At 70.7% G+C, this 26,281-nt stretch carries 20 protein-coding genes; 11 read left to right on the top strand and 9 right to left on the bottom strand.

Features of this window, described 5'->3' with window-relative positions:
- Positions 1-5: 5 nt before the first annotated feature.
- From ACIHCQ_RS42505 to ACIHCQ_RS42490, 4 genes are all read right to left on the bottom strand, one after another.
- Positions 6-1,337, bottom strand: a complete 1,332-nt coding sequence (locus ACIHCQ_RS42505; RefSeq protein WP_399674429.1) for a PrsW family intramembrane metalloprotease — start codon at positions 1,335-1,337, stop codon at positions 6-8.
- A gap of 61 nt (positions 1,338-1,398) precedes the next feature.
- Complete coding sequence (trmB, locus tag ACIHCQ_RS42500; protein WP_399674427.1) at positions 1,399-2,181, bottom strand: tRNA (guanosine(46)-N7)-methyltransferase TrmB; 783 nt, start codon at positions 2,179-2,181, stop codon at positions 1,399-1,401.
- A gap of 81 nt (positions 2,182-2,262) precedes the next feature.
- On the bottom strand, positions 2,263-3,498 hold the full coding sequence (gene lhgO / locus ACIHCQ_RS42495) for an L-2-hydroxyglutarate oxidase (RefSeq protein ID WP_399674425.1): 1,236 nt from the start codon (positions 3,496-3,498) through the stop codon (positions 2,263-2,265).
- Between the two features lie 116 nt (positions 3,499-3,614).
- Complete coding sequence (locus tag ACIHCQ_RS42490) at positions 3,615-5,060, bottom strand: MFS transporter (RefSeq protein WP_399674423.1); 1,446 nt, start codon at positions 5,058-5,060, stop codon at positions 3,615-3,617.
- A 771-nt stretch (positions 5,061-5,831) separates the two neighbouring features.
- Here ACIHCQ_RS42490 and ACIHCQ_RS42485 point away from each other — a divergent pair.
- From ACIHCQ_RS42485 to ACIHCQ_RS42460, 6 genes are all read left to right on the top strand, one after another.
- Positions 5,832-8,045 carry an asparagine synthase-related protein gene (locus ACIHCQ_RS42485; protein WP_399674421.1) on the top strand — a complete coding sequence of 738 codons (2,214 nt, stop codon included), beginning with the start codon at positions 5,832-5,834 and terminating at the stop codon, positions 8,043-8,045.
- A 387-nt stretch (positions 8,046-8,432) separates the two neighbouring features.
- Positions 8,433-9,107, top strand: a complete 675-nt coding sequence (locus ACIHCQ_RS42480) for a hypothetical protein (protein ID WP_399674420.1) — start codon at positions 8,433-8,435, stop codon at positions 9,105-9,107.
- Positions 9,095-9,601: a hypothetical protein gene (locus ACIHCQ_RS42475; RefSeq protein WP_399674419.1), complete on the top strand. Its 507-nt coding sequence runs from the start codon at positions 9,095-9,097 to the stop codon at positions 9,599-9,601. Before ACIHCQ_RS42480 ends, ACIHCQ_RS42475 begins: the two co-directional genes overlap by 13 nt.
- A gap of 95 nt (positions 9,602-9,696) precedes the next feature.
- Positions 9,697-10,344: an ATP-binding protein gene (locus ACIHCQ_RS42470; protein WP_399674418.1), complete on the top strand. Its 648-nt coding sequence runs from the start codon at positions 9,697-9,699 to the stop codon at positions 10,342-10,344.
- A gap of 16 nt (positions 10,345-10,360) precedes the next feature.
- Positions 10,361-11,068 (top strand): ParA family protein, encoded by a 708-nt coding sequence (locus ACIHCQ_RS42465; protein WP_399674417.1) that lies wholly within the window; start codon positions 10,361-10,363, stop codon positions 11,066-11,068.
- On the top strand, positions 11,065-11,397 hold the full coding sequence (locus ACIHCQ_RS42460; RefSeq protein ID WP_399674415.1) for a hypothetical protein: 333 nt from the start codon (positions 11,065-11,067) through the stop codon (positions 11,395-11,397). Before ACIHCQ_RS42465 ends, ACIHCQ_RS42460 begins: the two co-directional genes overlap by 4 nt.
- A gap of 207 nt (positions 11,398-11,604) precedes the next feature.
- On the opposite strand, the gene ACIHCQ_RS42455 is transcribed toward ACIHCQ_RS42460, so the two are convergent.
- On the bottom strand, positions 11,605-14,016 hold the full coding sequence (locus ACIHCQ_RS42455) for an ABC transporter permease (RefSeq protein ID WP_399674414.1): 2,412 nt from the start codon (positions 14,014-14,016) through the stop codon (positions 11,605-11,607).
- Complete coding sequence (locus tag ACIHCQ_RS42450) at positions 14,013-14,705, bottom strand: ABC transporter ATP-binding protein (protein ID WP_399674412.1); 693 nt, start codon at positions 14,703-14,705, stop codon at positions 14,013-14,015. The genes ACIHCQ_RS42455 and ACIHCQ_RS42450 overlap by 4 nt, the downstream gene beginning before the upstream one ends.
- Before the next feature lie 194 nt (positions 14,706-14,899).
- Here ACIHCQ_RS42450 and ACIHCQ_RS42445 point away from each other — a divergent pair, with 194 nt between their 5' ends.
- Complete coding sequence (locus ACIHCQ_RS42445; RefSeq protein ID WP_399674410.1) at positions 14,900-16,477, top strand: sensor histidine kinase; 1,578 nt, start codon at positions 14,900-14,902, stop codon at positions 16,475-16,477.
- A complete protein-coding gene (locus tag ACIHCQ_RS42440) occupies positions 16,462-17,154 on the top strand; it encodes a response regulator (RefSeq protein ID WP_399674408.1) in 693 nt (230 codons plus the stop codon). Before ACIHCQ_RS42445 ends, ACIHCQ_RS42440 begins: the two co-directional genes overlap by 16 nt.
- 28 nt (positions 17,155-17,182) lie before the next feature.
- Here ACIHCQ_RS42440 and ACIHCQ_RS42435 read toward each other — a convergent pair whose 3' ends face one another.
- On the bottom strand, positions 17,183-19,231 hold the full coding sequence (locus tag ACIHCQ_RS42435) for a sigma-70 family RNA polymerase sigma factor (RefSeq protein ID WP_399674407.1): 2,049 nt from the start codon (positions 19,229-19,231) through the stop codon (positions 17,183-17,185).
- 159 nt (positions 19,232-19,390) lie between these two features.
- Positions 19,391-20,212: a TetR/AcrR family transcriptional regulator gene (locus tag ACIHCQ_RS42430; RefSeq protein ID WP_399674442.1), complete on the bottom strand. Its 822-nt coding sequence runs from the start codon at positions 20,210-20,212 to the stop codon at positions 19,391-19,393.
- 329 nt (positions 20,213-20,541) lie between these two features.
- Here ACIHCQ_RS42430 and ACIHCQ_RS42425 point away from each other — a divergent pair, with 329 nt between their 5' ends.
- Positions 20,542-21,996: an NAD(P)/FAD-dependent oxidoreductase gene (locus tag ACIHCQ_RS42425; RefSeq protein WP_399674405.1), complete on the top strand. Its 1,455-nt coding sequence runs from the start codon at positions 20,542-20,544 to the stop codon at positions 21,994-21,996.
- A 117-nt stretch (positions 21,997-22,113) separates the two neighbouring features.
- Positions 22,114-23,781 (top strand): SpoIIE family protein phosphatase, encoded by a 1,668-nt coding sequence (locus ACIHCQ_RS42420; RefSeq protein WP_399674403.1) that lies wholly within the window; start codon positions 22,114-22,116, stop codon positions 23,779-23,781.
- Positions 23,782-23,813: 32 nt separating this feature from the next.
- Here the strand turns inward: ACIHCQ_RS42420 and ACIHCQ_RS42415 are convergent, their stop codons facing one another.
- Positions 23,814-25,112 carry an MFS transporter gene (locus ACIHCQ_RS42415; RefSeq protein WP_399674441.1) on the bottom strand — a complete coding sequence of 433 codons (1,299 nt, stop codon included), beginning with the start codon at positions 25,110-25,112 and terminating at the stop codon, positions 23,814-23,816.
- Between the two features lie 135 nt (positions 25,113-25,247).
- On the opposite strand from ACIHCQ_RS42415, the gene ACIHCQ_RS42410 reads away from it, so the two are divergent.
- On the top strand, positions 25,248-25,856 hold the full coding sequence (locus ACIHCQ_RS42410; protein WP_399674402.1) for a MarR family winged helix-turn-helix transcriptional regulator: 609 nt from the start codon (positions 25,248-25,250) through the stop codon (positions 25,854-25,856).
- Positions 25,857-26,281 lie beyond the last annotated feature (425 nt).

Genomic DNA, 26,281 nt, shown 5'->3' with positions numbered 1-26,281 from the left:
CGTCCCTAGTGCCGGTACGGGTTGGGCCCGCTGTAGTCCCGGTACGGCGGCGGTGTCCGCACCCGGCCCGTCGCCCGTGCCGCGTACGTCAGCGCGGGACCGGCCACGTGCTTGCGCTGCCACAGATGGTGCAGCAGCTCCTGCTCGCGCTCCACGAAGTCAGGGCCCGCCGCGCCGCGGTGGGCCCTTCGGCGCAGAAACGCCAGGGACGTCGCGTACGCCTCGTACTCCGACACGGTGTGCGCCGCGGCCCGTCCGTGTGTGCGCCGGGCGAAGTCGCGTGCCACCGTGCGCGCCCGCATCGAGGAGAGCGCGCGCGGTTCGGTGTGGGCGAGCCAGCCGGCCGCGGCGTACGCGGGCAGCTCGGCGGATATCGTGCGCAGCTCGCGCTGCCGGGTCCAGATCGACAGCCAGGTCAGCAGCCCGAACGCCGGGACCATGAACGCCCCGTACACGGCGTAGAAGCCCCACGGGCCGAACAGCGACGCCGAGCTGTTCCACAGGGCGTGCATGCCCATCGCGAGGGCGAGGCCCAGCAGCGGCAGCGCGACGCGGCGTATTCGCGCGCGACGCGCGGAGAGCGCGGCGATCCCGAAGCCGATGCCCGTCAGTACGGTGAAGAGCGGGTGCGCGAACGGCGACATCACGATCCGTACGAAGAAGGTCGCGGCGGTCACCGAGGCGAGCCCCGAGGTGCCTATCTGCTGGTCCTCACCGAAGGCGTTGCCGAGATAGAGGATGTTCTCGGTGAAGGCGAAGCCGGTCGCGGTGAAACCGGCCACGACGACACCGTCGACGATCCCGGTGAAGTCCCGTCTGCGGAACAGGAAGATGAGCAGGACCGCGGCGGCCTTGGCGCTCTCCTCGACGATCGGGGCTATCACGGTCGCGCCGAGGGTGTCCGCGCTCGCCGGATCGGCGGTAGCGGTGGCTATCCAGCGGGTCGCGAAGGTGTTCGCGATGATCGCGACGAGGGCGGCGGCGCAGGCGCCCCAGGCGAAGGCGAAGAGCAGATTCTTCCAGGGGCCCGGCTCGACGCGGTCCAGCCAGCGGAAGGCGGCCATGAGGAGGGGGACGGGGAGGGTGGCGAGTCCGAGACCGACCAGGAAGCCGTGAGTGCCGGTCTGTTCGCGTACGAGGGCGAGGATGACGAGACCGGAGAGCGCGAGGAGAGTGATCACCAGGCCCGCGCGCACGGCCTTGCTGCGCCAGAGCCGGGTGACGCGGCGCGGCTGCGGGAGGGCGCCGAGCATCGGCACTTCGCTTGGCACCGGTCTCGGTACCGCCGGGTGCGGTGGCTGTGGTGAGAGCTGCTGCTGCGGGGGCGACTCGGACACCTCATGACCCTAACGAGGGACACTGACAACTGGCGATGGCGCCTGACGTGCCGGTGAACGTTTATACGGTGTCGGACCGGCGGCGGAACAGCAGATCGTGGACTGTGTGCCCCTTGTCCAGGCCCTGGCCCTCGAAACGGGTCAGCGGACGGAATTCGGGCCGGGGCGCGTAGCCGCCGCCGGGCTGGGTGTTCTCGAAGTCCGGATGCGCCGTGAACACGTCGAGCATCTGCTCGGCGTACGGCTCCCAGTCGGTCGCGCAGTGGAGGACCGCGCCGGGCTTCATGCGGCGGGCGGCGAGGGTGAGGAACTCGGGCTGAATCAGCCGCCGCTTGTGGTGCCGCTTCTTGGGCCAGGGGTCGGGAAAGTAGACGCGGATCCCGTCGAGCGAGTCGGGCGGGAGCATCTTCTGGAGCAGGATGATCGCGTCGCCGTTGGCGACGCGTATGTTCGACAGTCCGTTCCGCTCGGCGAGGACGAGCAGATTGCCCTGGCCGGGTGTGTGCACGTCGACGGCGAGAATCCCGGTGCCGGGATCTTCGGCGGCCATCAGAGCGGTGGCCTCGCCCATCCCGAACCCGATCTCCAGGACGACGGGCAGCCCCCCGAACATCTCATCGAGGTCGAGCACGCGCAGCCCATCGATATCGATCCCCCACACGGGCCACAGCCGCTCCAACGCGTCACGCTGCCCGGGAGCCACCCGACTCCGCCGCGGCTGAAAGCTGCGAATCCGCCGCTCATGATGATCCCCGGCGGGATCGGCAGCGGGCCCCCCGGGAAAGCGGGGGGCGGTTTTGGGGCGGGGGACGGGGTGGGGGTTGGTTTCCCGGAGCTCAGACACAGTGCGTCGATTGTATGGCGAGCCGGGGTATGGGTGATTTAACCGCCGACCTGGTGCGGGCCGTCTGAAACGCCCCCAGGCTCAGCCCGCCCCCGCCCGCACCACCCCACCCGCCGACAGCGCCCTCAGCGCTCGCCCCGCCACCTCTCTCCCGATCGGCAGCGACGCCGTCGCCGCCGGCGAAGGCGCGTTCAGCACATGCACCGTCCGCGCCGCCTCCCGGATCAGGAAATCGTCCGCCAGCGTCCCGTCCCGTAGCACCGCCTGCGCCCGCACCCCCGCCGGCGCGGGCCGCAGGTCCGCCTCCGTCACCCTCGGCAGCAGTCGCCGCACCGCCGCCGTGAACGCGCGCTTCGAGAGCGAGCGGTGCACCTCCCCCACCCCGTACCGCCAGTGCCTGCGCGCTATCCGCCAGGAGCCCGGCCAGCCAAGCGTCCCCGCCAGCTCCCGGGGCCGCACCGCCGACCAGGTGTAGCCCTCGCGGGACAGCGCAAGGACCGCGTTCGGGCCGGCGTGGACGCCGCCGTCGATGCCCCGTGTCAGATGCACGCCCAGGAACGGGAACGCGGGGTCCGGCACCGGATACACCAGCCCCCGCACCAGACCGGGCCGGGCCAGCTCGTAGTACTCGCCCCGGAAGGGGACGATCCGCATCCCCGGGTCATCGCCCGCCATCCGCGCCACCCGGTCGCAGTGCAGGCCCGCGCAATTGACCAGCACCCGCGCCCGGACCACCGTCCCCGATGCCGTGCGCACCGCGACGCCCCAGGTCCGGCGGTCGACCGCCGTGACCTCCTCGCCGTACCGGATCTCCGCGCCGGACGCCTCCGCGAGCCGCGCCGCCACCGCCCCGAAGTCGCACACCCCCGTCGCCCCGACCCGGATCGCCGCCAGTCCGCGCACCTCCGGCTCGTACTCCGCGATCTGCGCCGGACCCAGCTCCCGCACCGGAATGCCGTTCTCCCGGCCCCGCTGGACCAGGGCGTGCAGCCGGGGCAGCTCCTCCCGCCCGGTCGCGACGATCAGCTTTCCGCCGACCTTGTGCTCAATCCCGTACTCCGCGCAGAAGGCGATCATCTCGGCCGCGCCGTGCACCGCGAACCGCGCCTTCAGCGAGCCAGGCCGGTAGTAGATGCCACTGTGGATCACTCCGCTGTTCCGCCCGGTCTGGTGCCTGGCGAGGCCGGACTCCTTCTCCAGGACCGTCACCCGCGTCCCGGGAGCCGCGCGCGACAGTGCGTACGCCGTCGACAGGCCGACGATCCCGCCGCCGATCACCAGCACGTCACAGTCGAAGCCCTGCTCAGACGACGTCACCGCGTCACCTCCCACCCCGATAGTGCACTGGCCCACTGACAACGCTCTTAAACCACGTGGACCACGACCATGAGGAAGTTCGAGGAAGATCTCCGAGGAAGTTCTCCGAGAAAGTTCTACGCCGGAGTCACCAGCAGCGGCCGCGCCCGCTCCCGCAGCTCCACGACCCGCGGCTCGTCGCCGTACGGCTCAAGGCGGTGCAGCAGATCCCGTACGTACTCGGTGGTCCGCGCCGACGAGATCCGCCCCGCGACCTCCACCGCGCGCGTGCCCGCCGCGCACGCCGCGTCCAGGTTCCCCGACTCCAGCTCCGCCACCGCCGACACCACCAGGCGCAGCCCGTGCGACCGTACGAACTCCTCCGTCGGCCGCGACAGCGCCTGCTCCGTGAAGCGCCGCACCTGGCGCGGCGCCTTCAGGTCGCGGTAGCACTCCGCCGCGTCCGCCGCGAACCGGTCGTACGAGTAGAAGCCCAGCCAGGTCGGGTCGGCGTCGCCGGACCGTGAGCGCTCCAGCCAGCCCTCCGCCGCCTTGAGCGCCGCCCCTGCCGCCACCGCGTCGGCCGCCTTCGCGTGCGCCCGTGCCTCCACCAGCCGGAAGAAGCTCATCGTGCGGGCGGTGGCGAGGCCGCGGTTGCGCTCCAGCGCCGCCTGCGCCAGGTCCACGCCCTCGTCCGCGAACCCCCGGTACGTCGCCTGCAAGGACATCGAAGCCAGCACATACCCGCCCAGGGGGACGTCGGCCGCCGCGCGGGCCAGGCGCAGCGCCTGGATGTAGTACCGCTGCGCCGCCTCCTGCTGCCCGGTGTCGAAGGCCATCCAGCCGGCCAGCCGGGTCAGTTCCGCCGTCGCGCCGAAGAGGCCGCGGCCGACTTCGTCGGAGTACGAACCGAGCAGCAGCGGGGCCGCGTCAACCCGCAGGCACTCGGGCACCATCGATGAACGCCAGTCCCCGCCCCCGTACTTGGAGTCCCAGCGGCGCGCGTCCTCCGCCGCCTCCCGCAGCTTGGCCACATCGCTGTGGCCCACGCGCGCGGGCGTGTCGGCGGCGTCGGACGTATCAGGAGACTCGTCGGTGGGATGCACCAACCGTTCGACGGACGCGTCGGCGGGCGTTATCAGCCAACGGGACGCGGGCGTCGCGTATGCGCTCACTGCGAACGAACCGGCCAGCGACTGCCAGATGCCTCCGCTGCCCGCCCGCCGGCCCGCAAGATCGAGGCGGTAGAGCTCGGTGGCTGATTTCACCGCCTCGCCCACGTCCCGGGGGAAGGCCAGTCCGACCTCGGGGGCCGGATCGGCGTCCGCCAGGCCGATCTCGTGCAGCGGCACGGGACGGCCGAGTTTGGCCCCTATGGCGGCGGCGATGAGATGGGGCGCGGCGCCCTGCGGCACCATGCCCTTCGACACCCATCTGGCCACGGACGTTTTGTCGTAGCGAAGGGTCAGACCGCGCTGAGCGCCGAGGTCGTTGACCCGCCGGGCGAGACCGGCGTTGCTGATTCCCGCGAGGGCGAGAACGGTGCCGAGTTTCTCGTTCGGCCCGCGTTGCTCCCTGGACATGCGCCACCCCTCGACACACAGACGGCCACCGCGTCGCTGCCTGGGCGCACGGCTTTCGTGCTGTGTTCTCCCCCCGGTGATCAGCCACGAGGTCACGGCTGCAAAAGCACCTGGCCGAACCCCTCGGAATATGCACCCCTGCGGAGAACATCAGTAAACACAGCGTAGTTCGCCGCATCCCTACCGTTAAGGGGCGGTCTTCCGTATGGCGAGATTGTTGTGCGCTGGAGTAGTCGGTCCTGCGGACACGGAGTGGTCGCCGTGCTACCGGTGTGTGGCCGTGCGCCCGCCCGTGCGCTCTGGCCCCGGCTGGTGCACGGACGCTTCCATGGGTCCTGCGTGGGTCGGCCCACTGCGTACTGGAACCAGTGGGCTGGGGGATGCCGCCGCCCCAATCCCCGCGGGCGGCGGACCGGTCCGGGAGGCGAGCAGCGCCTCCCGGACTGTGTGTATGCGCGCTGTAAGCGCGATGTGTGCACCCTGCGTGCACAGCACGTGCGCGCGGACAGGCGCATGCGCGGCCCGGAGAATGGCTGAATGCTGCCCGTCGGCCGTGCCCCTTTTAGGCCTGTGTGCGCACGGGGCCGCTGTCCGGCCGCGCCCACCGCCGTCATCAAATCGCCAATGCCAGGGGCGCATTCGCATTTTGCGTACGCTACCCAGAGCCCCTCCTGTGCGCCTCCTTCGTGGCAGCATGGTCCCGAACGGGTACGGCCTGAACGGCCACGGCCCTGGCGGGTCTGAGTTTGTCCACAGCCTGTGGAGGCGGCGATGCGGTGGTTGGTGGGCTGGAGCAGTATCGCCGCGAACTTCGGTACGGGCGCGGTTACGGGTATGGCCGGGGCCGGGGCGGGGGCAGGGTCCGTCGGCTCGTACGACGAGGGCCGCTCCATTCACCCCGTAGGCGCTCAACTCCTGTGGGGCGACCCGGATCCACTGTGGGCGGTCGGTGACTGGCGCCCCGACGAGGTGCGCGTCGTCACCGTCGATCCGCCCCCTGCCCCTTTTCCCTCCCAGCGCTCCGGCGGCGGGGCGCCCGTGACCAAGCTCGCCGTCCTCGGCTGCTGCGCGGCCAGTGACGAGGAACTGCGGCTGGGCCTGTTCGCGGCGCGCGGCGGGGCGCTGCGCCACCTGACCGCGTGGGCGGGCAGCTACACCGCGGTCGTACAGGTCGGCCGGCGGATCACGATTGTCGGCGACCTGGCCGGGGCCAGACCCGTCTTCTACACGCCGTGGGCGAACGGCACCGCGTACGCCACCGCCGCGCTCCCACTCGCCGACCTCATCGAAGCGCAGCTGGACATCGGACACTTGGCGGCGCTGCTGGCCTGCCCGGAGACACCGGAGGCGCTGCGCGACTCGACTCCGTACGAAGGGGTGAAGCGGATCCCGCCGGGCCACGCGCTGATCCTGCGCGAGGGGTCCAGGGAGATCACCGGCTACGAGCCGGTGGCGTCGCTCGCCGTCGCCGGGCCGCAGATCGAGGCGGAGCGTGCCATCGACGGCGTACGGGACGCGCTGATCGATGCCGTACGGGCCAGGCTCACCGCGCCGCGGCACGCGCCCGAGATGCCACTGCCGGACCCCGGCCCCGTGCCCGGGATGGGTCCCGCCGAACGGCGCGCCGCGCGCGGGGGCGGCCCGGCGCCGGGCATCGGGGCGGACCTGTCGGGCGGCAGCGCGTCGGGCACGCTCGCGCTGCTGGCGGCGGGGCTGCCGGGCGTACCGGGCACGGTCCTGGGCCATGGGACGGGCGCGGGGGAGCGGCTGCTCGCGGTCACCTTCAACGACCTGGTGACGGGCGGACGCGAAGCCGAACTGGAGCGCGCGCGGGCGATCGCCTCCAACCCGCGGCTGCACCATGTGGTGGTCGCGGCCGGGGAGGAGGGACTGCCGTACGCGGGCCTGGACACCGGGCCGCTGACGGACGAGCCCGCGCCGTCGCTGGTGACGGCGGAACGCCACCGGAGCCGGCTGTCCGCGGGCAGCGCGGACCACTTCACGGGGGCGGGGGCGCGCCAGGTCCTGGACGCGCATCCGGCACGCCTGGCGGACCTGCTGCTGGACCGGCGGCGGCGGCATCTGCTGCGTCCGGTCAAGGCGTTGGTGCAGGCGGAGGGGCCCTCGCCGCAGTCGCTGTTCGTCCCGCTGCGGGTGTACCGGGCGGCGCGGCGGCTCGCCCGTACGCCGTACCGCACCGGCCTGGAACGGGCGGCGGACCGGCTGCTGGAGGCGAACCGTCCCGGTGGGGTCCTGTCGAGCGGCTGGCTGTCGAACGGCGAACTGTCCAACGGCGGCCCGCTGGGAGCGTCGCTGGCCGCGATCACGTGGTCCCGGCCGGGGCCCGCGGCACGCTGGCTCACGGGCGAGGCGCTGGCAGAAGTATCGGTTCGCCTGATGGAGGCGGCGACGCGCCCGACGTCGGTGCAGCGTCCCGGGGAGGCCCGCGCGCGGGCGGCCCTGGCCCGCCACGCCTCGGACCAGCGGATCCTGGAACAGGCGGCGGAGATCCGCAGCCAGCGCCTGCACGCGCCGTTCCTCGACAACCAGGTCGTACGGGCGTGCCGCGACCTCCCCGAATCACTGCGGGTCCAGTCGGGGGCCCGCGCGGCCATCCTGCGCACGGTCCTGGCGGGGGCGGGCATCCACGACCTCCCACTGGGCTGGGGCGCGACGACCCACGCCTCGTCAACGGCGGCGGCGAGGGCGGGCCTGCGGGTCGCGCTGCCGCAACTGATGGCCCTCTTCGACGCCCCGCTGCTCGCGGACGCGGGCCTGGTGGAGGCCCGAGTGGTCCGCAAGGCCCTGCGCGCGGCCTCGGAGGGCGAACCGGTGCCGCTGGACGGGCTGGCGGACCTGATCTCGACGGAGCTGTGGCTGCGGAGGCTGCTCTCGCGGAGGGGGACGTGCTGGACGGGGACGGCGGCGCCGAGGCAGCGGGCGGTGGCGGGCGGGGTTCCGCAGAGGCCGACGTTGCGGTCGTAGGCGGCGGTCGTTGCTGCTGTCCCATCCGGACGCCTACAGCAGGTGGGGGCCTTACCGTCTGAATCGGCAGACCTCAGCTGACAGCCCGCTGCCGCCCGGCAGGTGCGCGGATGCAGCCAGGCCGACGTCATCCCATTCGGCACCGCCATAAGTCCGATTCCGCAATTCCTCTGGAGAGAACTGTTCGACAGCTCATCGGCCATGGCCTGAAAGGGACGTCCGCTTTTGTATTCGTGACCGCCCCGCGCCATCCCGACCGGTAGCGCCGCGCTCCGCATAGTTCAAGTTTTGCTCAGGAATTCATGGTTCCTCTATCTGTTCAGACATGCGCATGACTAACTGTTGCCACAGCTGTTCCAAGGGGGGCGGCAGGGGGGAAGGTGTTTCATGGGCATCAGTGTCAGGCGGGGACCTGTGGTTTCCGCTATCGCGTTCGTGGCTCTCGCTGGTATGGCGGCGCCGGCGCACGCACAGATGACCAGCGCAATTCCTCCTTTGGAGGATCCTGTGGTCGTCAATACGGAACCGCCTGTGGAGCCTGAAGAGTCCGGCTTGGTCGAAGATCCTGCCGACCCGGAGCCGCTGCCAGAGGAGACTGGACCGCCGAGCAAGCCGGGCGACAAGCCGAGCGCCGAGTACTGCCGTCCATCTCGGATCTACACGCCCACCAGCAAGGGTGGGCAGTACCACAAGGCCGTTGGTGCGACAAACTCCAACTACAACGGAACGTCCCGTACGGCGAGGTCCACCTTCACCTCCGAAGTCACTGGTGAGGTGGGTGTCGGCGTTACAGCAGGTCTGGAGACGAGCATCGATGTCATGGTCGCCAAGATCGAGGCCAAGTACGAGGTCAATCTCACAGTCAAACTCACTGCGAAGCTTGGCAATTCGATTGCGGTCGACACCCCGGCGAAGAAGACCACCAACGCAAAGTACGGCGTATACCGGCTCAAGCACACGGGTACGAGCTACGTGATCTACAGCAACTGCAACACCAGCACCAAGAAGAAGGTCACCAGCTACACGCCTCTGAAAGTCGGCTGGTACCTGTGGGAAAGCTGACCCGCCCCTCCTCCGGCCGGGCCGGAGCCTGCTGCACGCTCATGGCCGCACTGATGGTGCTGGGCGCGGGCGGCTGCACCGGGGGCGAGGACAACGAGGCGAAGCCGTCTTCATCGTCTCCCTCTCAACCTCGCCCCAGCACCGCTGAGAGCAGTGACAGGGCAGAGAACATTGAGGGTGAGACAGTCGCGAAGGCGCCCAAACCCGTCGACGGAGAAGTGCTCCTCAGCGTGGCATCACGCAAGGGAAACGCGACGCTGCCGGTGAAGAACGAGATCGGGGCGGGGCGTTTGGGCGTTCAGGTCAATTGTCAGGGAAAGGGAACTCTCACTGTCTCCGTCAAACCGGTGGGCCTCAGTTTCCCGCTCAAATGCGTGGAGCACGAGGTAAGCAGCACCTACAACGAAATTCAGCTGAAGAGGGCGCGGAGTGAAGGAATCATTCAGATCACTGCTTCTCCCACGATCAGCTGGGCGCTGACGGTCGAGCAGTGACACGCACCGCAGGAGCAAAAGCCAGTCAGTGAGACGGGGAGATCGCCTCCGAGTATGACGAGCATTGGGTGTACGGGCCGAACTACATCCCTTGGATGTCCGCGCGCATTGCCGAGGCGCTGTCCATCGCTTCCTCGGACCGCATCGCCGACATCGGGAGCGGCACCGGGTTGTTCGCGCGGGAGGTGTCGCGCATCGTCCACCCCGAGCAGCCCATCCTCTGTGTGGACCCGTCGGAAGCGATGCTGCGACAGATCAACAGGCAGTCATTGCCGGGCCTGACAACGATTCCCGCGTCGACCGCAGGCCTACCGGCGGTGGACAGCCTCATCGGGACCGCCGCCCGGCTGGAGCCCCTGCTGCGGAGCAATGTGCGGACCCGGATCGTTGGCGAGGGCTTCCGCGAGACGCCGCGCCCGGACTATCCGCTGCTGGAGGCCCTCCGCGAGATCTGCATGAATGCCCTGATGCACCGGAACTACGAGACCTCCTATGCCCCCACCCGTATCGTCTGGTTCGATGACTGCGTCGAGGTGACGAATCCCGGTGGGCCCTTCGGCCAGGTGCGGGACGACAATTTCGACGTGGTCACGGACTACCGCAATCCGTCTCTCGCCGCGGCGCTGAAGGGCCTCGGCTACGTCAACCGCTTCGGCCGGGGAATCGGCCGGGTGCGGGCAGCTCTGGAACGTAACGGCAATCCGCCCGCCGAGTTCCAGGTGGACGACTCGTCCTGGCCGTAATCCTTCGGAGATCCACATGACCGCGACATCGATCGCGCTGTTCAACAACAAGGGCGGGGTGGGCAAAACCACCCTCGCCTACCACTTGGCGCACATGATCAGCCGCCTCGGTCGGAACGTCCTTGCGGTGGACCTCGACCCGCAGGCCAACCTCACGTCCGTGTGCCTGGACGAGAGCGAGATCGAGGCTCTCTGGGACAACTCCTCCGAGCTGATCGCCCAAGAGGCGGTCGAGGCGACCTTGCCGGGCGTGGGACGGGTCCGTGACGACCGGACCGTCGCCGACGCAGTGCGTCCCATTCTGGAGGGGACGGGCGATGTCGCGCTTGTGGAGCCGGTATCGCTCAAACCGGGGCTGTGGCTGCTTCCGGGAAGCCTCGACCTCAGCCGCTTCGAGGACAAACTCTCGAACGAGTGGTTCAAGTCGTTCGCGGGGGACATCGCCGCGATCCGTACCACCACCGCATTTCACCGCATGGTCGAGCACGCCGCCGCCTGCGTCGACGCCGACATCGTCCTCATCGATGTCGGCCCCAACCTCGGAGCCATCAACCGGTCCGCGCTGATCGCCGCCGACAGTGTGCTGATGCCGCTCGCCGCCGATTTGTTCTCGCTCAAGGGACTCAGCAACCTCGGCCCGACGCTCCGGGAATGGCGGCACAACTGGCGACAGGTCGTCCTGCCCCAGGTGCCGCCCGGGATTTCGGCTCCCCCGCCGAGATGACTCCGCTGGGCTACGTCATCATGCAGCCGGAGATGCGCCTCGACCGGCCCGTCAAGGCGTACGAGCGCTGGCTGGAGCGCATCCCGTGGGTCTATTCCGCCGCCGTACTCGGTGAACAGAGCCCCGCGCCGGACGACGACCGCCATCACATCGCGACGCTGTGCAACTATCGCAGCCTGATGCCGCTCGCGCATGATGCCCGGAAGCCGATGTTCGAACTCAAGGCCGCGGATGGTGCCCTCGGCAGCACTCAGAAGTACGTGCAGACCTGCTACAAAGAGTTCCGGGGGCTGGCGGAGAACGTCCTGCAGCGGGCGGCGGACCGCTAAGCGCACGGCGAAGCGCCCCACCGTCCCCGAGGCGAACGGCTGTCCCAGGACCTTCCGGCGTTCGGCGCCTGCACCGCTTCCCGCCCCGTGCGGGCCGCCCAGGTCCGCCTCAACATCTACCGCGACGGGGCATCGCCCGCCTCCGCCTGTACGGCAGCCCCACCCCCGGCGGACCTGACCCGCTTCAACCGCTGAGACCGCTCAGGCCTACTCGGTGCGCAGCGCCGTAGCCGTACGGGTCTTCGCCGCCCACCCCGCGGGCACCATCGCGCCCAGCACCGCGATCACGACCCCCGCCAGCCCCAGCAGGACCAACTGCGGCGCGTCGTACACCTCCAGGATGCTCGGCGGCAGATTCGTGCCCGCGGCATGCCCCATCACCGGCAGCACGAAGCCGTGCAGCGCGAATCCGGTCGGCACGCCCACCAGGCCGCCGAGCACGCCGATCCCGGCCACCGAGGCGAGTACGAGGCTCACCGTCTGCCGTGGCGTCATGCCGAGCGCCTTGCAGACGCCCAGGTCATGGACGCGCTCCCGGGTGTCGAGGACGACCGAGTTGAGTACGCCGAGGCCCGCCACCGAGACCAGCATGAGGGTGAGCAGCACCGCCATCGCGTTCAGGATGAGAATCATGCTCTCCCCCTCTGAGGGGGAGTTGGCCATGACGGCACCGCCCAGCGGCTGTATCACCGCGGCGAGTTTCCCGGCGTACTCGGTGGGCGAGACGCCCGGCTTCAGCTCCACGTGGAAGACCTCGGGCCGGGCCGCGGCGAAGCCGGTGAGGTCCGTATGAATCCGCATACCGTCGTCCGACGTGTCGAAGGCCTCGCCGACGATCCGCAGGGTCTGCGTGTCCCCCTGGTAGGTCACCTTCACCGTGTCACCGATCCTGGTGCCGGTCCTTTCCAGGAATTGCGTGGGCACCACGGCCTGCCCCGCGCCGCTGATCCAGTGGCCGGAGATCATCTCGTAGCCGCCGTGACGCAAATCGCCCTGGTAGAAGCTGGCCCGGACCGAGCCGGAAACCCCGGTCACGGTGACGTCCGCCTCAGTCATGCCGTAGTACGAGGCGGTGCCCGCCTGCGCCTCGATGGCAGCGCGCACCCGGGCGGGGTCGACGGCCGGGGCGGCGGCGTTGCGCTCCGCGGGGACAGGCACGTTGGGTCCACTTGGCGGCCCGCCGGGGGGTCCGTCGGGTCCGCCGGGTCCGACCGGCCTGCCGCTGATGACAGTGACCGCGGCGCGCTCTTCGGGATCCTGCGCGTCGCCGACCGCGTTCAGTGACGCGGTCAGCCCCACCGCGAAGGTTGCCGCGACCGTACCGAAGGCCACCGCGAGCAGCATCGCGACCGTACGGACCGGGTGCGCGAAAGGGCTTGCGAGGCCGTACGTCACCGCCCGCGGCAACGGCAGCCGCCCCGCCGCCCGGTGCGCCCACTGGCCACGCCCTGTGCGTGGCGCCCGGCCGACCGCGATCGCCTCGACCGTACGCAGCCTCCCGGCCCGCAGCGCGGGGACCAGCGCCGCGCCCCCGACGGTGAGCAGCGCGGCGGCCACCACCAGGACGTCGACCCACCAGGCCACCGACAGCGAGGCGTTGCCGTACACCTCCCCCGTGTCCTCCAGCAGCGGCAGCGCCATCAGGTTTCCCAGCACGACCCCCAGCCCGATGCCGACAGCGGCCGGGATCAGCGCCTGAGCCACATAGGCCCGCACGACCTCTCGCGGGGTGAAGCCGATGGCCTTGAGGATGCCGATCCTGCGCAGGCTGGTGCCGACCGCGCCACTGACCACACTGCCGACGATGATCACCGACATCACGATGCCGAGCACGCCGAAGGCGATCAGGAAGGGGATCGTCACCGCGGCACCCTCATCGGCGGCGCGCTTGGTGTCCAGATACGACTGGCTGCCGAGCAGCGCCCCGGACGGCACCGCGGCGGCGAGTCTCTTCCGGCCCGCGGCGATCTCACCCTTCGTCCCCGCGGAGTCGAAGCGGTAGAGCATCTGCCTGGTGACCGGGGAATTGGCCGACGCGAGCGCCGTCACTTGCTCGGGGGTCCCCCAGGCGTCGGCGGTCCGGCTGGCCGACACGGCGAAGCCGACGACCGTCAGCGTCGGGCTGTCTGCGGCGTCCGAAGTCTTCAGGGTGGAGCCGAGCTCGGCGGCGGGTCCGCGGAACGAAGCGGACAGCACGACCTCGCCCGGCTTCGCCGCCCACCGGCCGGACTTCAGATCCACGTCGTCCACGTCGGCCTGCGGACCGGACCGCCCGACCAGGGTCAGCCCCGGAAGGTGCCTGCCATCGCCGTCCACCGGCTGGATCGCCGTGGAGGGATAAGGCCCCGCGCTCGCGGTGACTCCGGCCAGCTCCCCGGTGGCCGCCAGCCGCGCCGTACTCACTTCGGCCGGATCGAACTCCGCGGTCAGATGCGCACCGTGCTGCTGCGCGAAGGCGTGGTCGAAGGGCGCGGCCGCGGCGACCATGAGCGACCCGGCGACCACGGCCGAGGCCACGGCCATCATCGTGGCCACGGCGATCACCAGCGTCTGCACCCGTCGCCGGCCCACGCCGGACCGTACGACCCGGCCGAGCGCGCCACTGCCGAAGCGGCTCATCGGACGGCCGCCGCACGCGTGTCGAGGGCGAGGTGACCGTCGACCAGATGGATCGTGCGGCTCGCGCACGACTCCGCGAGCGCCAGGTCATGGGTGACGAGCACGATGGTCTGCCCGCTGCGGTGCAGATCCACCAGCAGTTCCCGTACGTCCTGGCCCGAGGCGGTGTCGAGCGCGCCGGTCGGCTCGTCGGCGAGCAGCAGCGCGGGCCGGTTGACCAGCGCACGGGCCACCGCGACCCGTTGGCGTTCGCCGCCGGACAGCCGGCCCGGATAGGCGCCGGCGTGCTTCTGGATGCCCAGCAGCTCCATGAGCTCACCGGCACGGGCCGCGGCCTTGCGCCGCGCGGTCCCGGTCAGTTGGGCGGGCAGCTGGATGTTGTCGGCGACGGTGAGGTCGTCGAGCAGATTGAAGAACTGGAAAACCATGCCGATGTGCTCGCGGCGAAACCGGGCCAGCGCGTGCTCGCTCAGCTGGTCGATCCGTCTCCCGGCCACGGTCACGGCGCCCTCGGTCGGTTTGTCCAGGCCGGCGACGAGGTTCAGCAGCGTGGACTTGCCGCTGCCGGAGGGGCCCGTCACGGCGAGCGCTTCGCCCTGGGCGACGCTGAGATCGATGGGTCCGAGCGCGGGCGCGCCGCCGCTGTCGTAGCGCTTGGCCACGCCCTCGAGTTCGATCACGTGAGTCATGGGTGTTGTCCGTCCTTACGGTCGAGAGGAGGGCGAAGGGCTCATGGCCATGCGGCCCCGGCGAACGTACGAGCGTGGGCTGTTCCGGCGCGTCGGCCGCGGCACCGACATCCGGCCCTTCCCGCGGATGACCCGGCGGCGGGGTCATCCCTGCGACGTACTCCTGACGGGCAGAACCCCGGTCGCGCAGGCTGATGCCGCCCGGAGCGGGCGGGCAGCACAATGGGCCGGTGGACCTGGGGGACGTGGACGTGGCGGACGTGGATTTGGCGGGCACGGAAGACCGGCGCGGATGGCGTCAGCAGCTGCGTGTCGCGCTACGCCCGGAGGCGAAGCCCGCTCCGCTGTCGCGCAGGGCGATACGCGCCGATGTGGTGCTGGCGGTCGTGCTGACCGTCATCGCGCTGATCGTGGCAGCGCGTTATCCCGACAGCGGACCGGTCGAGATCAAGGAGTACGTCTCGCTTGGGCCCCCGGAGCCCCTGGAGCCCCCACAACGCCTGGAGCTTCCACAGCCCCCCGAGCTTCCGCAACCGCCGGAGCTTCCACAGCCGCCGGAGCCTCCGCAACCCCCCGAGCTTCCGCAACCGCCGGAGCTTCCACAGCCGCCGGAGCCTCCACACCCCCCCGAGCTTCCGCAACCGCCGGAGCCTCCTACGCCCCCGGAGCCCCCTACGCCCCCGGCCCGCTCGGTGCATGAACACATGCCCTCCGCGGTGCCCTGGCCGCTCGTCATGCTGTCGGTGCTCCCGCTGGCGGTCCGGCGCCGGTATCCGCTGGTCGCGTTCGCCGTGGTGCTCGGGGCTGCGGTGGCCACCGGCGAGGACGACACATCCTGGATCAACGTGCTGACCTGCGTCATCGGCGCCTACAGCGCGATCGTCTACAGCAGTTACCGGGTGCGGGCGGTGGCGGTTCTGGTCAGCGCCGCCGTGCTGGCCGGCCTCGCGTTCCGGGATGCGGCCCCGATGCTCCCGGGCTGGTCGAGCCCCGGAGTCGTACTGCTGGTCGCGGGGATGCTGGCCGGGCTGATCCGGTTCTGGCAGCGGCAGCTGACGGCGAGCCGGGACCGGTACACGGAGCTGCAGCATGCTCAGAAGGCGGCCACGCGCAGGGCCGTTGAGGAGGAGCGGTCCCGGATCGCGGCCGAACTGCACGATGTTGTGACCCACAATGTGAGCGTGATGGTGATCCAGGCGGGGGCGGCGCGCAAGGTGATGGACGCGGCGCCGGAACGGTCGAAGGAAGCGCTGCTCGCGGTCGAGGCCGGGGGGCGGGCCGCCATGGCCGAGCTGCGCCATGTGATGGGGCTGCTGGCCGCCCCGGACCATGAGCGCCCCGACGACCTTGAGCCCCAGCCCGGACTTGAACGGCTCGACGCCCTCGTAGAGCGGGTGCGCGCCGCCGGAACACCGGTGAGCATCGCGGTGTCGCTGCCGCCGGACCCGCTGCCGCCCGGGGTGGACCTCGCCGCGTACCGCGTCGTACAGGAAGCGCTGACCAACACGATCAAGCACGCTCCCGGTGCCCGTGCGTCCGTCACGATCGGCTACACCGGGGACTGTCTGGAGATCGACGTCACCGACACCGGCGGCGTGCGCGACGCCCCGCCGGTGGACGGCGGCAACAGCAGCGGCAATGGCCGCGGCAACGGTCGTGGGCTGATCGGGCTCCGTGAGCGACTGGCGGTCTACGACGGCGAACTGACGGCCGGGCCCACCCTTACCGGCGGTTACCGGATCAAAGCCCGAGCCCCGTGGCGGACGGCGTGAACCGGCCACCGCTGCGCGCCGTCATCGCCGACGACCAGGCCCTGGTGCGTACCGGCTTCGGAATGATCCTGGCCGCGGACGGCATCGAGGTGACGGCCGAGGCGGCCGACGGAGCCGAGGCGGTCGCCGCGGTCCGGCGCACCCGGCCCGACGTCGTTCTCATGGACATCCGGATGCCCCAGATGGACGGCATCGAGGCCACCAGACGGATCCTCGCCGACGGCACCCCCGACGGCACCCGCGTCATCATCCTCACCACCTACGACCTCGATCACTACGTCTACGCCGCGCTCACCGCCGGTGCCAGCGGTTTCCTCCTCAAGGACGTCAGTCCCGAACATCTGGTGGCCGCCGTACGCCTGGTGCAGTCCAACGATGCCCTTCTCGCCCCCACGATCACCCGCCGCCTGATCGAGCGCTTCGCCCAGCGCGACGCGCCGCAGGCCGCCACCCTGCACCGTGATCTGTCCCACCTGACCCCGCGCGAGCTCGAAGTGCTCCGCCTGCTCGCGACAGGCCTCAGCAACGCCGAGCTCGCCGACCGCCTCTTTCTCAGCCCGACCACGGTCAAGACGCATATCGGCCGCATCCTGTCGAAGCTGGACCTCCGCGACCGCGTCCAGGCGGTCGTCCTCGCGTACGAGACGGGGCTGATCGCCCCGGGAGGCGGTGCCTAGCTCCGCTGCGGGGTCGGACGGGAAGCCCTCAGCCGCAGTTGACGCGGGACTCGGCCCAGTCCGCGAGCGCCACCGAGCCGAACGGTGTGTGGGGGACCACGACCAGCCGGATCGTCTGCTGACCGGCGAGCGGCACCCGCACCGGAAGGGCCTCGTCCCCGCTGCGCAGCACGGCTGAGCGCCAGAGCCGCTTCCCGTCCCCGTACACCGAGAAGCGCACCGCCCCCGGGCCCTTGGTCATGTCGTCCACCCCGACCAGCGCGTCAAACGTGGAGCACCGGCGGTTCAGGTCGATGGTGACCGAGGACCTGGCGCGCACGCTCACCCCGTGTTCGTACTGTGTGCCGCCGATCGACATGCCCCAGCGCTGCCACATCCAGCTGCTCTCGCCCAGCCGCACCTCGGGCCCGGTGTGATCGCCGTCCGCCCCGTACTTCAACTGGTTGAGCTGGTACACCCGCGGGGCGGGCTGGGGCGTCGGGGTCGGAGTGGGTGTGGGTGTGGGTGTGGGGGTCGGCGTGGGCGCCGGTGAGGCGGGCGGCTTGGGGACATTGGGCGTCGGCGTTGGAGTCGGGGTCGGCTCAGGTGCGGCTGCCGAGGGCGAGCTCGGGGTCGCCTTCGGCTTCGGCTTTGGCTTGGGGGAACGCTTCTCCGGACGCGCGGTGGTCCCGGGCGCGGGCTTGGGCGCAACCGCGGGTCTCGGCTGCGGCTTGGGCTTAGCCGCCGGTCCGGCGGGCTCTCCCCCCGGTACGACGGCTACCTCGGCCGAGGGCTTCGCCACCGGCTTCGGCGCGGGCTCGGGGTTACCCGCAAGCGCCCACACCAGCCCGGCGGTGGAAGCCGCGGCCACCCCCACAGCGAGCAGCGCCTTGGCCGTGGCGCCAAGTCCCTCCGACACTGCGGCCCCGCCGGCCGTGCCCCCGGAGGCGCTCCCTCCCGACGCACCGCCCCCGGCAGCCGCGGCAGCGCCCGCCCCCGCCGCGCCCGCGGCCCCTCCGGCCACGAGCCCGGCGGCCTTGAGGGAGTACCCGGCGGCGAACCAGCCGATGACCGCGACCGGAAGCAGCGCCGGAATCCCGGCATTGACGTGCGCCAGCTCGCCCGCGGCCAGCCGGCACTTGACGCACTCGTCCAAGTGCTTGCGCAGGCCCCGCTCCGCCCGCATCCGCAGCCCCCCGCGGGCATACGCCCCCAGCCGGTCGGCGTACCGGGCGCAGTCGCCGCCCGAGGTGAGCGCGGAACTCACATGGGCCTGTAGATAGGCCTGCTTGAGCCCCTCGCGCGCCCGGCTGGCCAGTACCGCCGTGGCATTGGCGGTCAGCCCGAAGAGCGGCGCCACCTCGCTCGGCGACTCCTCCTCGACGGTGGTGTGCCAGAGCACCGCCTGCCAGCGCTCGGGCAGCGACCGGAAGGCCTGCATGGCCAGCGACTGCTCGGCCTCGTGCATCGCGCGGACATCGGCGCCGAGATCCAGGGCGCCGTCGCTCGCAGCGTCCGAGCCGCGGGCCGCCTCCGCCGCGAACACCGCGAAGTCCTCGACCAGTTGCTCCCGCTTGGCTGTCTTCGTCCAGTGAGCGGCGACCCGCCGTACGGTCGTGAGTAGATACGCCCGTACAGCGTGCTCGGGTCCCGCGCCCCCGCGCACCGCCTGGAGCGTCCGCGCGAACACCTCGGCCGTGAGGTCGTCCGCGGTGTACGTGTCCCGGCAGCAGGAGCGCGCGTAGCGACGGACGGCTTCCGAGTGGCGGCGGAACAGCTCCTCGTAGGCGCTGTTGTCGCCGTCCCGCATGCGCTGAATCAACTCGACGTCGGACGGAGGCTGTGGGCGGGGAGGCGGCAGTACGGAGCCGACCCCCGCCCCCTCGCGCTGCGGCGGCACGGTGTACTCACTCGAACCCGCGCTTGAGCCCGAGACCGCGCCCGGACCTGCGCCCGGACCCGAGGAGCCGGATCGCCGCCCGGCACCGGATCCCCTGGGCCCGCCCTGGCTCGGCACCTGCCCCGGGGGCAGACCAGCCGCCCCCGAACCGTCCGTACCGCCGTCACTGAGCGACTCGTTCCGACTGTCACCGCTCATCGCGGAAAGCCCCCGTAAGCCGCCTCAGAAGCACCCTCGGACCCGAACACCGGGCAAGAGTGCCACAGAGCACCAGCCCATCGATCCCTTATGCCCGGCAACCACCCATCCGAGGAAAACCTGTACGCGGACCTGTACGAGGAACCTGCACGCGGCCCCTTACGCCGACCGTGGCCGCAGTCCCTCCAGCAAGATGTCCAGCAGCCGAGTCGAAGCCGCCGCCTGCTGCGCCGCGTCCGGCAGCGCCGGCGCGGGCGTGGCTATCACCAGCAGCACGTCAGCCACGGTCACATCGCCCCGCAGCTCACCCGCCGCCCGTGCCCGGTCGACCAGTTGGCCCACGACCTCCAGCAGGTCCCCGGAACCCGTGTCGTCCGGGTCCTCGGCCACCGGACGCTGCCCGACCACCCGAAGGTCGGGCTGTGCCCCGACCCGCTGGTGCGGAACCCGCGCCTGCGCCTCGCCCGGTCCGACGACCGTCGACTCCTCGCGGTCCACTCCGACCCGCAGCACCTGCGGCGGCAGCAACCGCCCCGCCCCGGACGCCACAGACATACGCAGGAAGCGGGAGAGCGCGGACCACGGCTCCTCCTCCTGCCCCAGAGCCGTACGCGCCTGCTCCGTCAGCCGGGAGGTCTCTTCCTCGGCTATCCGGCGCACCAGCACGTCCTTGCTCGGGAAGCGCCGGTACACGGTGCCGACTCCGACCCTGGCCCGGCGCGCCACGTCCTCCATCGGCGCTCCGTAGCCCAGCTCGCCGAACACCTCGCGAGCCGCCCGTAACACGTGCTCAAGATTGCGCTGTGCGTCCACTCGAAGGGGCGCGGAGCGGCTGGCCCCGCCCACTTCCACCCGTCCTATACCGCCGTCGCCGCCGTGTCTCTCCACGACCGACGCCGCAGCGGACGTCGAAGCCGACGCCGCCGCCGCCGCGGAAGTGGAGGTGACAGCAGCCTGCCAATGAGAATCCTGAATGGTCATATGCGTTCCCCCGGTCATGGTGTCTCCCCCCGGAGACCTCCCCGCCCTGTCAGCCGGGCGTGCCTTGACCAAGCACCCCGACGAGATACGAACATAGTTGAGCCAGGGTCAATTCAGAAGGGGGTAGTTCCGCACGGAGCGCCCCCCGATCGGAGCAAGGACCGGAAGATTGCTGAATCAACCCCCCTGTGCCACCCCCCGCTCATGCCCTGACCTGCGCACCTTCCCCACCACGCGGAGCCCGGCCGACGCCCCGCCGCAGGAAGGTTCCAGTCACACAATTTGTCGGGGCTGTGGACAAACGCCTGAGGCCGTTGCGTCATGGGGAGGTGAAGGCTGCCAATTTCCGGGGGACGCCCCCCGGCCCCCCGCCGCGTACGCGCATTCTCGTCGTCGGCGGCGGCTATGTCGGGATGTATACAGCGCTGCGTCTCCAGCAGAGACTGAAACAGGACCTGGCGCGCGGCGAGACGGAGATTGTCGTCGTCACGCCCGACCCATATATGACATATCAGCCCTTCCTCCCAGAAGCTGCCGCCGGTTCCATCTCCCCGCGCCATGTGGTGGTTCCGCTGCGGCGCGTGCTCGACAGATGCAAGATCGTCATCGGCGAGGCCAAGGCCGTCGACCACGCAAAACGCACCGCGACGATCACCACCCTCGCCACCGAGGAAGAGGGCGCGGGCCCGGTGGAGGTCACGTACGACGAACTGGTCATCGCGCCCGGCTCCATCTCGCGCACCCTCCCGATCCCCGGCCTCGCCGACCACGGCATCGGCTTCAAGACCGTCGAGGAGGCCATCGGCCTGCGCAACCACGTCATCGAACAGATGGACATCGCCTCCTCCACCCGCGATCCGGCCATCCGCGACGCGGCCCTGACCTTTGTCTTCGTCGGCGGCGGCTACGCCGGGGTCGAGGCCCTCGGCGAGCTGGAGGACATGGCCCGCTACACCACGCGCTACTACCACAACGTCAAGCCTGAGGATCTGAAATGGGTCCTCGTCGAGGCGAGCAACCGCATCCTCCCCGAGGTCGGCGAGGAGATGGGCAAGTACGCCATCCGCGAGCTGCGCGCCCGCAATGTCGACGTACGCCTCGACACCCGGCTGGACTCCTGCGCGGACCGCGTCGCCGTCCTGAGCGACGGCACCCGCCTCCCCACCCGTACGGTCGTATGGACGGCGGGCGTCAAGCCCGCGCCTGTCCTCGCCGCCACCGATCTCCCGCTCGACGAGCGTGGCCGGCTCAAGTGCACCGCCCAGCTCTCCGTCGCCGGAGTCGACCATGCATGGGCGGCAGGAGATGCCGCGTCCGTCCCTGACCTCACCGCCGAGGAGCCCGGCAAGGAGTGCGCGCCCAACGCCCAGCACGCCGTGCGCCAGACCAAGGTCCTCGCCGAGAACATTGTCGCGTCGCTGCGCGGCGAGCCTCTCAAGGAGTACGCCCACCGGTACGCCGGATCCGTCGCCTCCCTCGGACTCCACAAGGGCGTCGCCCATGTGTACGGCCGTAAACTCAGGGGCTACCCCGCCTGGCTGATGCACCGCGCGTACCACCTCAGCCGCGTGCCGACCTTCAACCGCAAGGCCCGCGTGCTCGCCGAGTGGACCTTGTCCGGGCTCTTCAAACGCGAGATCGTCTCCCTGGGATCGCTGGAACACCCGCGCGCGGAATTCGCCCTGGCCGCCGGCGGCAGACCCCCGGCGAAGGGGCCCAAGGGGGCACAGGAGGAAGGACAGCCCGGTACTCCCGGTACTTCTGGCACTCCCAGAGATACCTGAACGACGGGGACAACGACGACTGTCAGTCCGGTCGGTCACACTGGGCATGTGACCATAGGTGGGCTCACACGTGCACAGAGTGACCCTTGGCGACAACCATTGAGGCTAGAAAAGTCAGTGAACTTCACGCGTTGGAGCCCCAGGCTCCCCGGTACGCAGCGTCGCGCCGCCGCAGCGCGGAGGACGGACCTCGCGGTCTCCCCAGCAGAGCGAGGTGGCGAGGGCTCTGTGCCCGCCGCCCGCGGTGAGTACGCGCAGCGGCCGGAGCCCCTGCCCGACGTGCCCGCCCTGGAGGACTTCTCCGTACGCGAAACCCTCGGCCGGCTCCCTGCTCTGGTCGCGCTTCTGTACGGACCCGAGCACCGCGTCGCGTACGTCAACGACGCCTACACCGCCGCGTTCGGCCCCCGCCCGGCCGGCGCCACCGCGGCCGACGCCTGCCCCGAGCTCGCCGAGCTGGGCCTGCTCCCGCTCATGGACCAGGTGCTGCGCAGTGGCAGACCCCGTACCGTCAAATCCCGCAGAGTCCAGATGCGGGGCGAGGGCTCGGGCTCGTACACCGTGACCTGCCTGCCCGCCGAGAGCCTCAAGGGCGGTGGCGGAGTCCTCGTCTTCGCCGCCGATGTGACCGACCACGCCGAGGCCGCCGAGCGGCTGCGCGCCAGCGAGCGGCGGCACCGCCAGACCGCTGTCACCCTCCAGCGGTCCCTGCTCCCGCAGGAGCTGGAGCAGCCCGACGATCTGCGCATCGCCGCCACCTACCAGCCGGGCGGCACGGACGCGGCGGTCGGCGGCGACTGGTACGACGTCATCACGCTCGGCGCGGGCCGCACCGCGCTCGTCATCGGCGACGTCATGGGCCGGGGCGTGCGCGCCGCCGCCGTCATGGGCCAGCTTCGCACCGCCGTACGGGCCTACGCCCGCCTCGACCTCCCGCCGCACGAGGTGCTCCAGCTGCTCGACGGCCTCGCCGCCGAGATCGACGCCAACCAGATCGCCACCTGCGTCTACGCGGTCCACGACCCCAACGAAGGGCGGCTCGTCTACGCCTCGGCGGGCCACCTCCCCATCCTGGTGCGCGACGAGGACGGCACGGTCCGCCGCGCCGCGGAGCCGACCGGCCCCCCGCTCGGCACCGGCGGCTGGCTGCACACCTCGGGCACCATCGCCCTGCCGCCCGGCTCCAGCGCCGTCCTCTATACGGACGGCCTGGTGGAGCGCCGCCGCGAGGACATCGATGAGGGAGTGGCAGCCCTGGAGCGCGCGCTCTCCGGCGCGACCGGCTCCCCGCAGGTGGTTTGCGACCGGCTGATCCGCTCCCTGGGAGTGACCGCGGAGCACGACGACGACGTCGCGGTCCTGGTCGTTCAGCATCCGGCGCGTACGGGCCCAACCGCCGAGCTCTTCCACAACGCCGCCCTCGAATTGCTCGGCGGTATCGAAGCGGCGCCGCGCGCCCGCGCCTTCGCGTCCGGGGTGCTGGCCTCCTGGCGTTTCTCGTCCGAGCTCCACGACCTGGGGATGCTGGCCGCGAGCGAGCTGGTGGCCAACTCCCTGCAGCACGGCACCCCGCCCATGCGCCTCAGACTCCGCCGCACCGACCGCCGCCTGATCATTGAGGTGACGGACGGCGACGATCACCTGCCGCGCCGCCGCCGCGCCGAATCGGAGGACGAGGCGGGTCGCGGGATTTCCATCGTCGCGACGATCGCCTCGTCGTGGGGGAGCCGCCGCACTCCGGGCGGCGGCAAGGCGGTCTGGTGCGAGTTCGCGCTGCCCCAGTAACCCGCCCCATTAGCCCGCCTCAGTAGCCCGCCTCAATGAACTGAGGCGACATTCTCGGCAGTCGGTGCAGTCGGTTTGTGCACGGCCACCACCCGCGACTTCGCTACGACCGAGGGCCGGTCCTGTACGGGCGTGAGCCGCTTGCCCAGCCGCAGCGCCAGCACGGTGATACCGAGCGAGAAGAGCACGAACGTCACGATGTACGGCCCGTGCAGCGCGGCCCCCATCGGCCCGCCCACGGCCGGACCGACCGCCAGCGCGAGCTGCTTGACCAGGGCGAAAGCGGCGTTGTACTGCCCGACCATCGAGTCCGGCGCCAGATCGGCGACCAGCGGGGCCAGGGTCGGCGACAGCATCGCCTCGCCGAGCCCGAAGAGCGCGTACGTCGAGACGAACGCGGCCGTCGCCATCGCCTGGCTGCCGTGCCCGAGCCCCGCGTACCCCGCCACGAGCCACGCCACGGCCCAGATCAGCCCGACAGCGGCGATCACCCGGCTGCGGCTGCGGCGCTCAACGAACCGCAATACCACGAACTGCGCGACCACGATCACCGCGGTATTCGCGGCCAGCGCCGTCCCGAGGATCGCCGGTGCGATTCCGGCGGCCTCGGTCCCGTACGCCGCCAGGCCCGACTCGAACTGCCCGTAGCAGGCGAAGAACAGCACAAAGCCCAGCACGCACAGCTGCACCATGGCCCGGTGGCCCAGCAGCGCGCGCAGCCCGCCCCTGGCCTTGGCCTCGGCGTTCCCGGGAATCGCGGCCCGGATGGAGAGCGCGCGCGGCAGCCGCACCGTGCCCGCGATCCCCGCGAGCACCAGGAACATCGCCGCCTCGATGGAGAACAGCAGGGTGAAGCTCGACGGCCTGCTGACGTCGACGAGGTGCCCGCCGATCAGCCCGCCGATGCCGAGGCCCAGGTTCTGGAGGAAGAACTGCGTGGCGAAGGCGCGCGTACGGGTGGACACGTCCGAGCACCAGACGATCATCGTCGCGAGCGCGGGCTGCATCACGGCCGTACCGGCGCCGAGCAGCGCCGCGGACAGTACGGCGGCGGGCACGCTGCTCGTCAGCCCCATGCTCGCGGCACCGGCGGAAGCGAGCAGCGCGCCGGCGACGACCACGGGCAGCGGCCCACGCCGGTCGATGATCCGCCCGGTGAAGGGAAGGGCGACGAGTGCGGCCATCGCGAAGACCGCGAAAACGGCGCCGGCCGTCGTCGCGCCCAGGTTCCGTACTTGCGCCACATAGACGTAGAGATACGGAACCGTGAAGCCGAGTCCGAACGCGCTGAGCGCGTTGCCTGCCTGGATCCGGCGCATCGCTGCACCCATCGCCCTGGTCACGTTCCACCTGCCTGTTGGAGATCGAAGGACTGAAGTCTGAAGACTTCAATACTAAAGTTCGAGTCTAAACAGTACACAGTGAAGGACTTCAACGCGAATGGACCCCATGGGATACTCCGGCGTATGCCTACCGCGCCCCCCGAGGACCCCGAGTCGACCGCCCCCGGCGACTCTGGCGGCCCCGGGCCCCACGAGCCGAACCTTCACGAGCCGAGCCTCGACGAGCAGATCGCCGCGTACCAGCGAGAATTTGGCGAGCTGGATCCCCAGGTGGAGAAGGTCGTCTCGGCGCTGGGCCGGCTCAACCGCCGGATGAACGTCGCGTACGGCCGTCAGGTCGCCACTCTCGGCATCAGCAACTCCGAGTGGGAGGTCCTGAAGACCCTCGTACTCGCGGGCGCCCCCTACCGCATGGGCCCGGGCGAGCTCGCCAAGAGGCTCGGCCTCACTCCGGCGGCCATGACCCACCGCATCGACCGCATGGCGGCCGAAGGCCTGGTCACCCGCGACCGCGACGAGGCGAACAGGGTGCGGGTGATCGTGGAGCTGACGGACGAGGGCCGTACGAAGTGGCTCGAGGCGATGCGCATGGCGACGCGGTTCGAGGCGGACCTGCTCCAGGACCTCTCGACGGAGGAGCAGGGCGTGCTCGGCGAGCTCCTGATCCGTGTCCTGCGCCGGGTTGAATTTGCCCAGCCGGATGCTGGTGGACGTCTCACAGACTTGGACTAACCTGGAAGACGAACGCAGCGAGACGGGGGCGGACCCGGAGGGTCGGCCGAAGTTGACACAGGCTTCACCGGTCCGTAAGGTTCTTCGAGTTGTCACGGAGCCTGAACGGTTCTGCGGCAGCCACTCCCGCCGCGTCTGCGGCAACCAAAACTAAGCGCGAACTCCCGGCCGGGATGTATTTCGGCGTGCCGAAATACATTTTAAAGGCTCGATTATGAGCCACCCGGGAAATCCGCTAAGGTTTGGACATCGGAACGGCTCAACGGCCGGGAAGACAACCCGAGTTCGACCGGGAATCGGGCCTGAAAGGGTCTGGTAGAGTCGGAATCACCGGAAAGCCGAAAGGCTGGAAGGTGAAAACCCCGCCGACTGGGGAATCGGACATGAAAGTGTCTGGTAGAGTTGGAAACGCAGGACCGAAGGGA

Source organism: Streptomyces sp. NPDC052236, from assembly GCF_044548015.1.
In the GTDB taxonomy this organism is placed as follows: domain Bacteria; phylum Actinomycetota; class Actinomycetes; order Streptomycetales; family Streptomycetaceae; genus Streptomyces.
This window is presented reverse-complemented; position numbering and strand designations above follow the sequence as displayed.

What these genes read in the sequence shown, in the direction of transcription:
- ACIHCQ_RS42435 (WP_399674407.1), bottom strand. Translation starts at nt 19,231, where the DNA reads ATGAGCGGTGACAGTCGGAACGAGTCGCTCAGTGACGGCGGTACGGAC.
- ACIHCQ_RS42490 (WP_399674423.1), bottom strand. Translation starts at nt 5,060, where the DNA reads ATGTCCAGGGAGCAACGCGGGCCGAACGAGAAACTCGGCACCGTTCTC.
- ACIHCQ_RS42445 (WP_399674410.1), top strand. Translation starts at nt 14,900, where the DNA reads ATGCCGCCCGGAGCGGGCGGGCAGCACAATGGGCCGGTGGACCTGGGG.
- ACIHCQ_RS42455 (WP_399674414.1), bottom strand. Translation starts at nt 14,016, where the DNA reads ATGAGCCGCTTCGGCAGTGGCGCGCTCGGCCGGGTCGTACGGTCCGGC.
- ACIHCQ_RS42465 (WP_399674417.1), top strand. Translation starts at nt 10,361, where the DNA reads ATGACCGCGACATCGATCGCGCTGTTCAACAACAAGGGCGGGGTGGGC.
- ACIHCQ_RS42485 (WP_399674421.1), top strand. Translation starts at nt 5,832, where the DNA reads ATGCGGTGGTTGGTGGGCTGGAGCAGTATCGCCGCGAACTTCGGTACG.
- ACIHCQ_RS42430 (WP_399674442.1), bottom strand. Translation starts at nt 20,212, where the DNA reads ATGACCATTCAGGATTCTCATTGGCAGGCTGCTGTCACCTCCACTTCC.
- ACIHCQ_RS42410 (WP_399674402.1), top strand. Translation starts at nt 25,248, where the DNA reads ATGCCTACCGCGCCCCCCGAGGACCCCGAGTCGACCGCCCCCGGCGAC.
- ACIHCQ_RS42460 (WP_399674415.1), top strand. Translation starts at nt 11,065, where the DNA reads ATGACTCCGCTGGGCTACGTCATCATGCAGCCGGAGATGCGCCTCGAC.
- ACIHCQ_RS42480 (WP_399674420.1), top strand. Translation starts at nt 8,433, where the DNA reads ATGGGCATCAGTGTCAGGCGGGGACCTGTGGTTTCCGCTATCGCGTTC.
- ACIHCQ_RS42450 (WP_399674412.1), bottom strand. Translation starts at nt 14,705, where the DNA reads ATGACTCACGTGATCGAACTCGAGGGCGTGGCCAAGCGCTACGACAGC.
- ACIHCQ_RS42470 (WP_399674418.1), top strand. Translation starts at nt 9,697, where the DNA reads ATGTCCGCGCGCATTGCCGAGGCGCTGTCCATCGCTTCCTCGGACCGC.
- ACIHCQ_RS42415 (WP_399674441.1), bottom strand. Translation starts at nt 25,112, where the DNA reads ATGGGTGCAGCGATGCGCCGGATCCAGGCAGGCAACGCGCTCAGCGCG.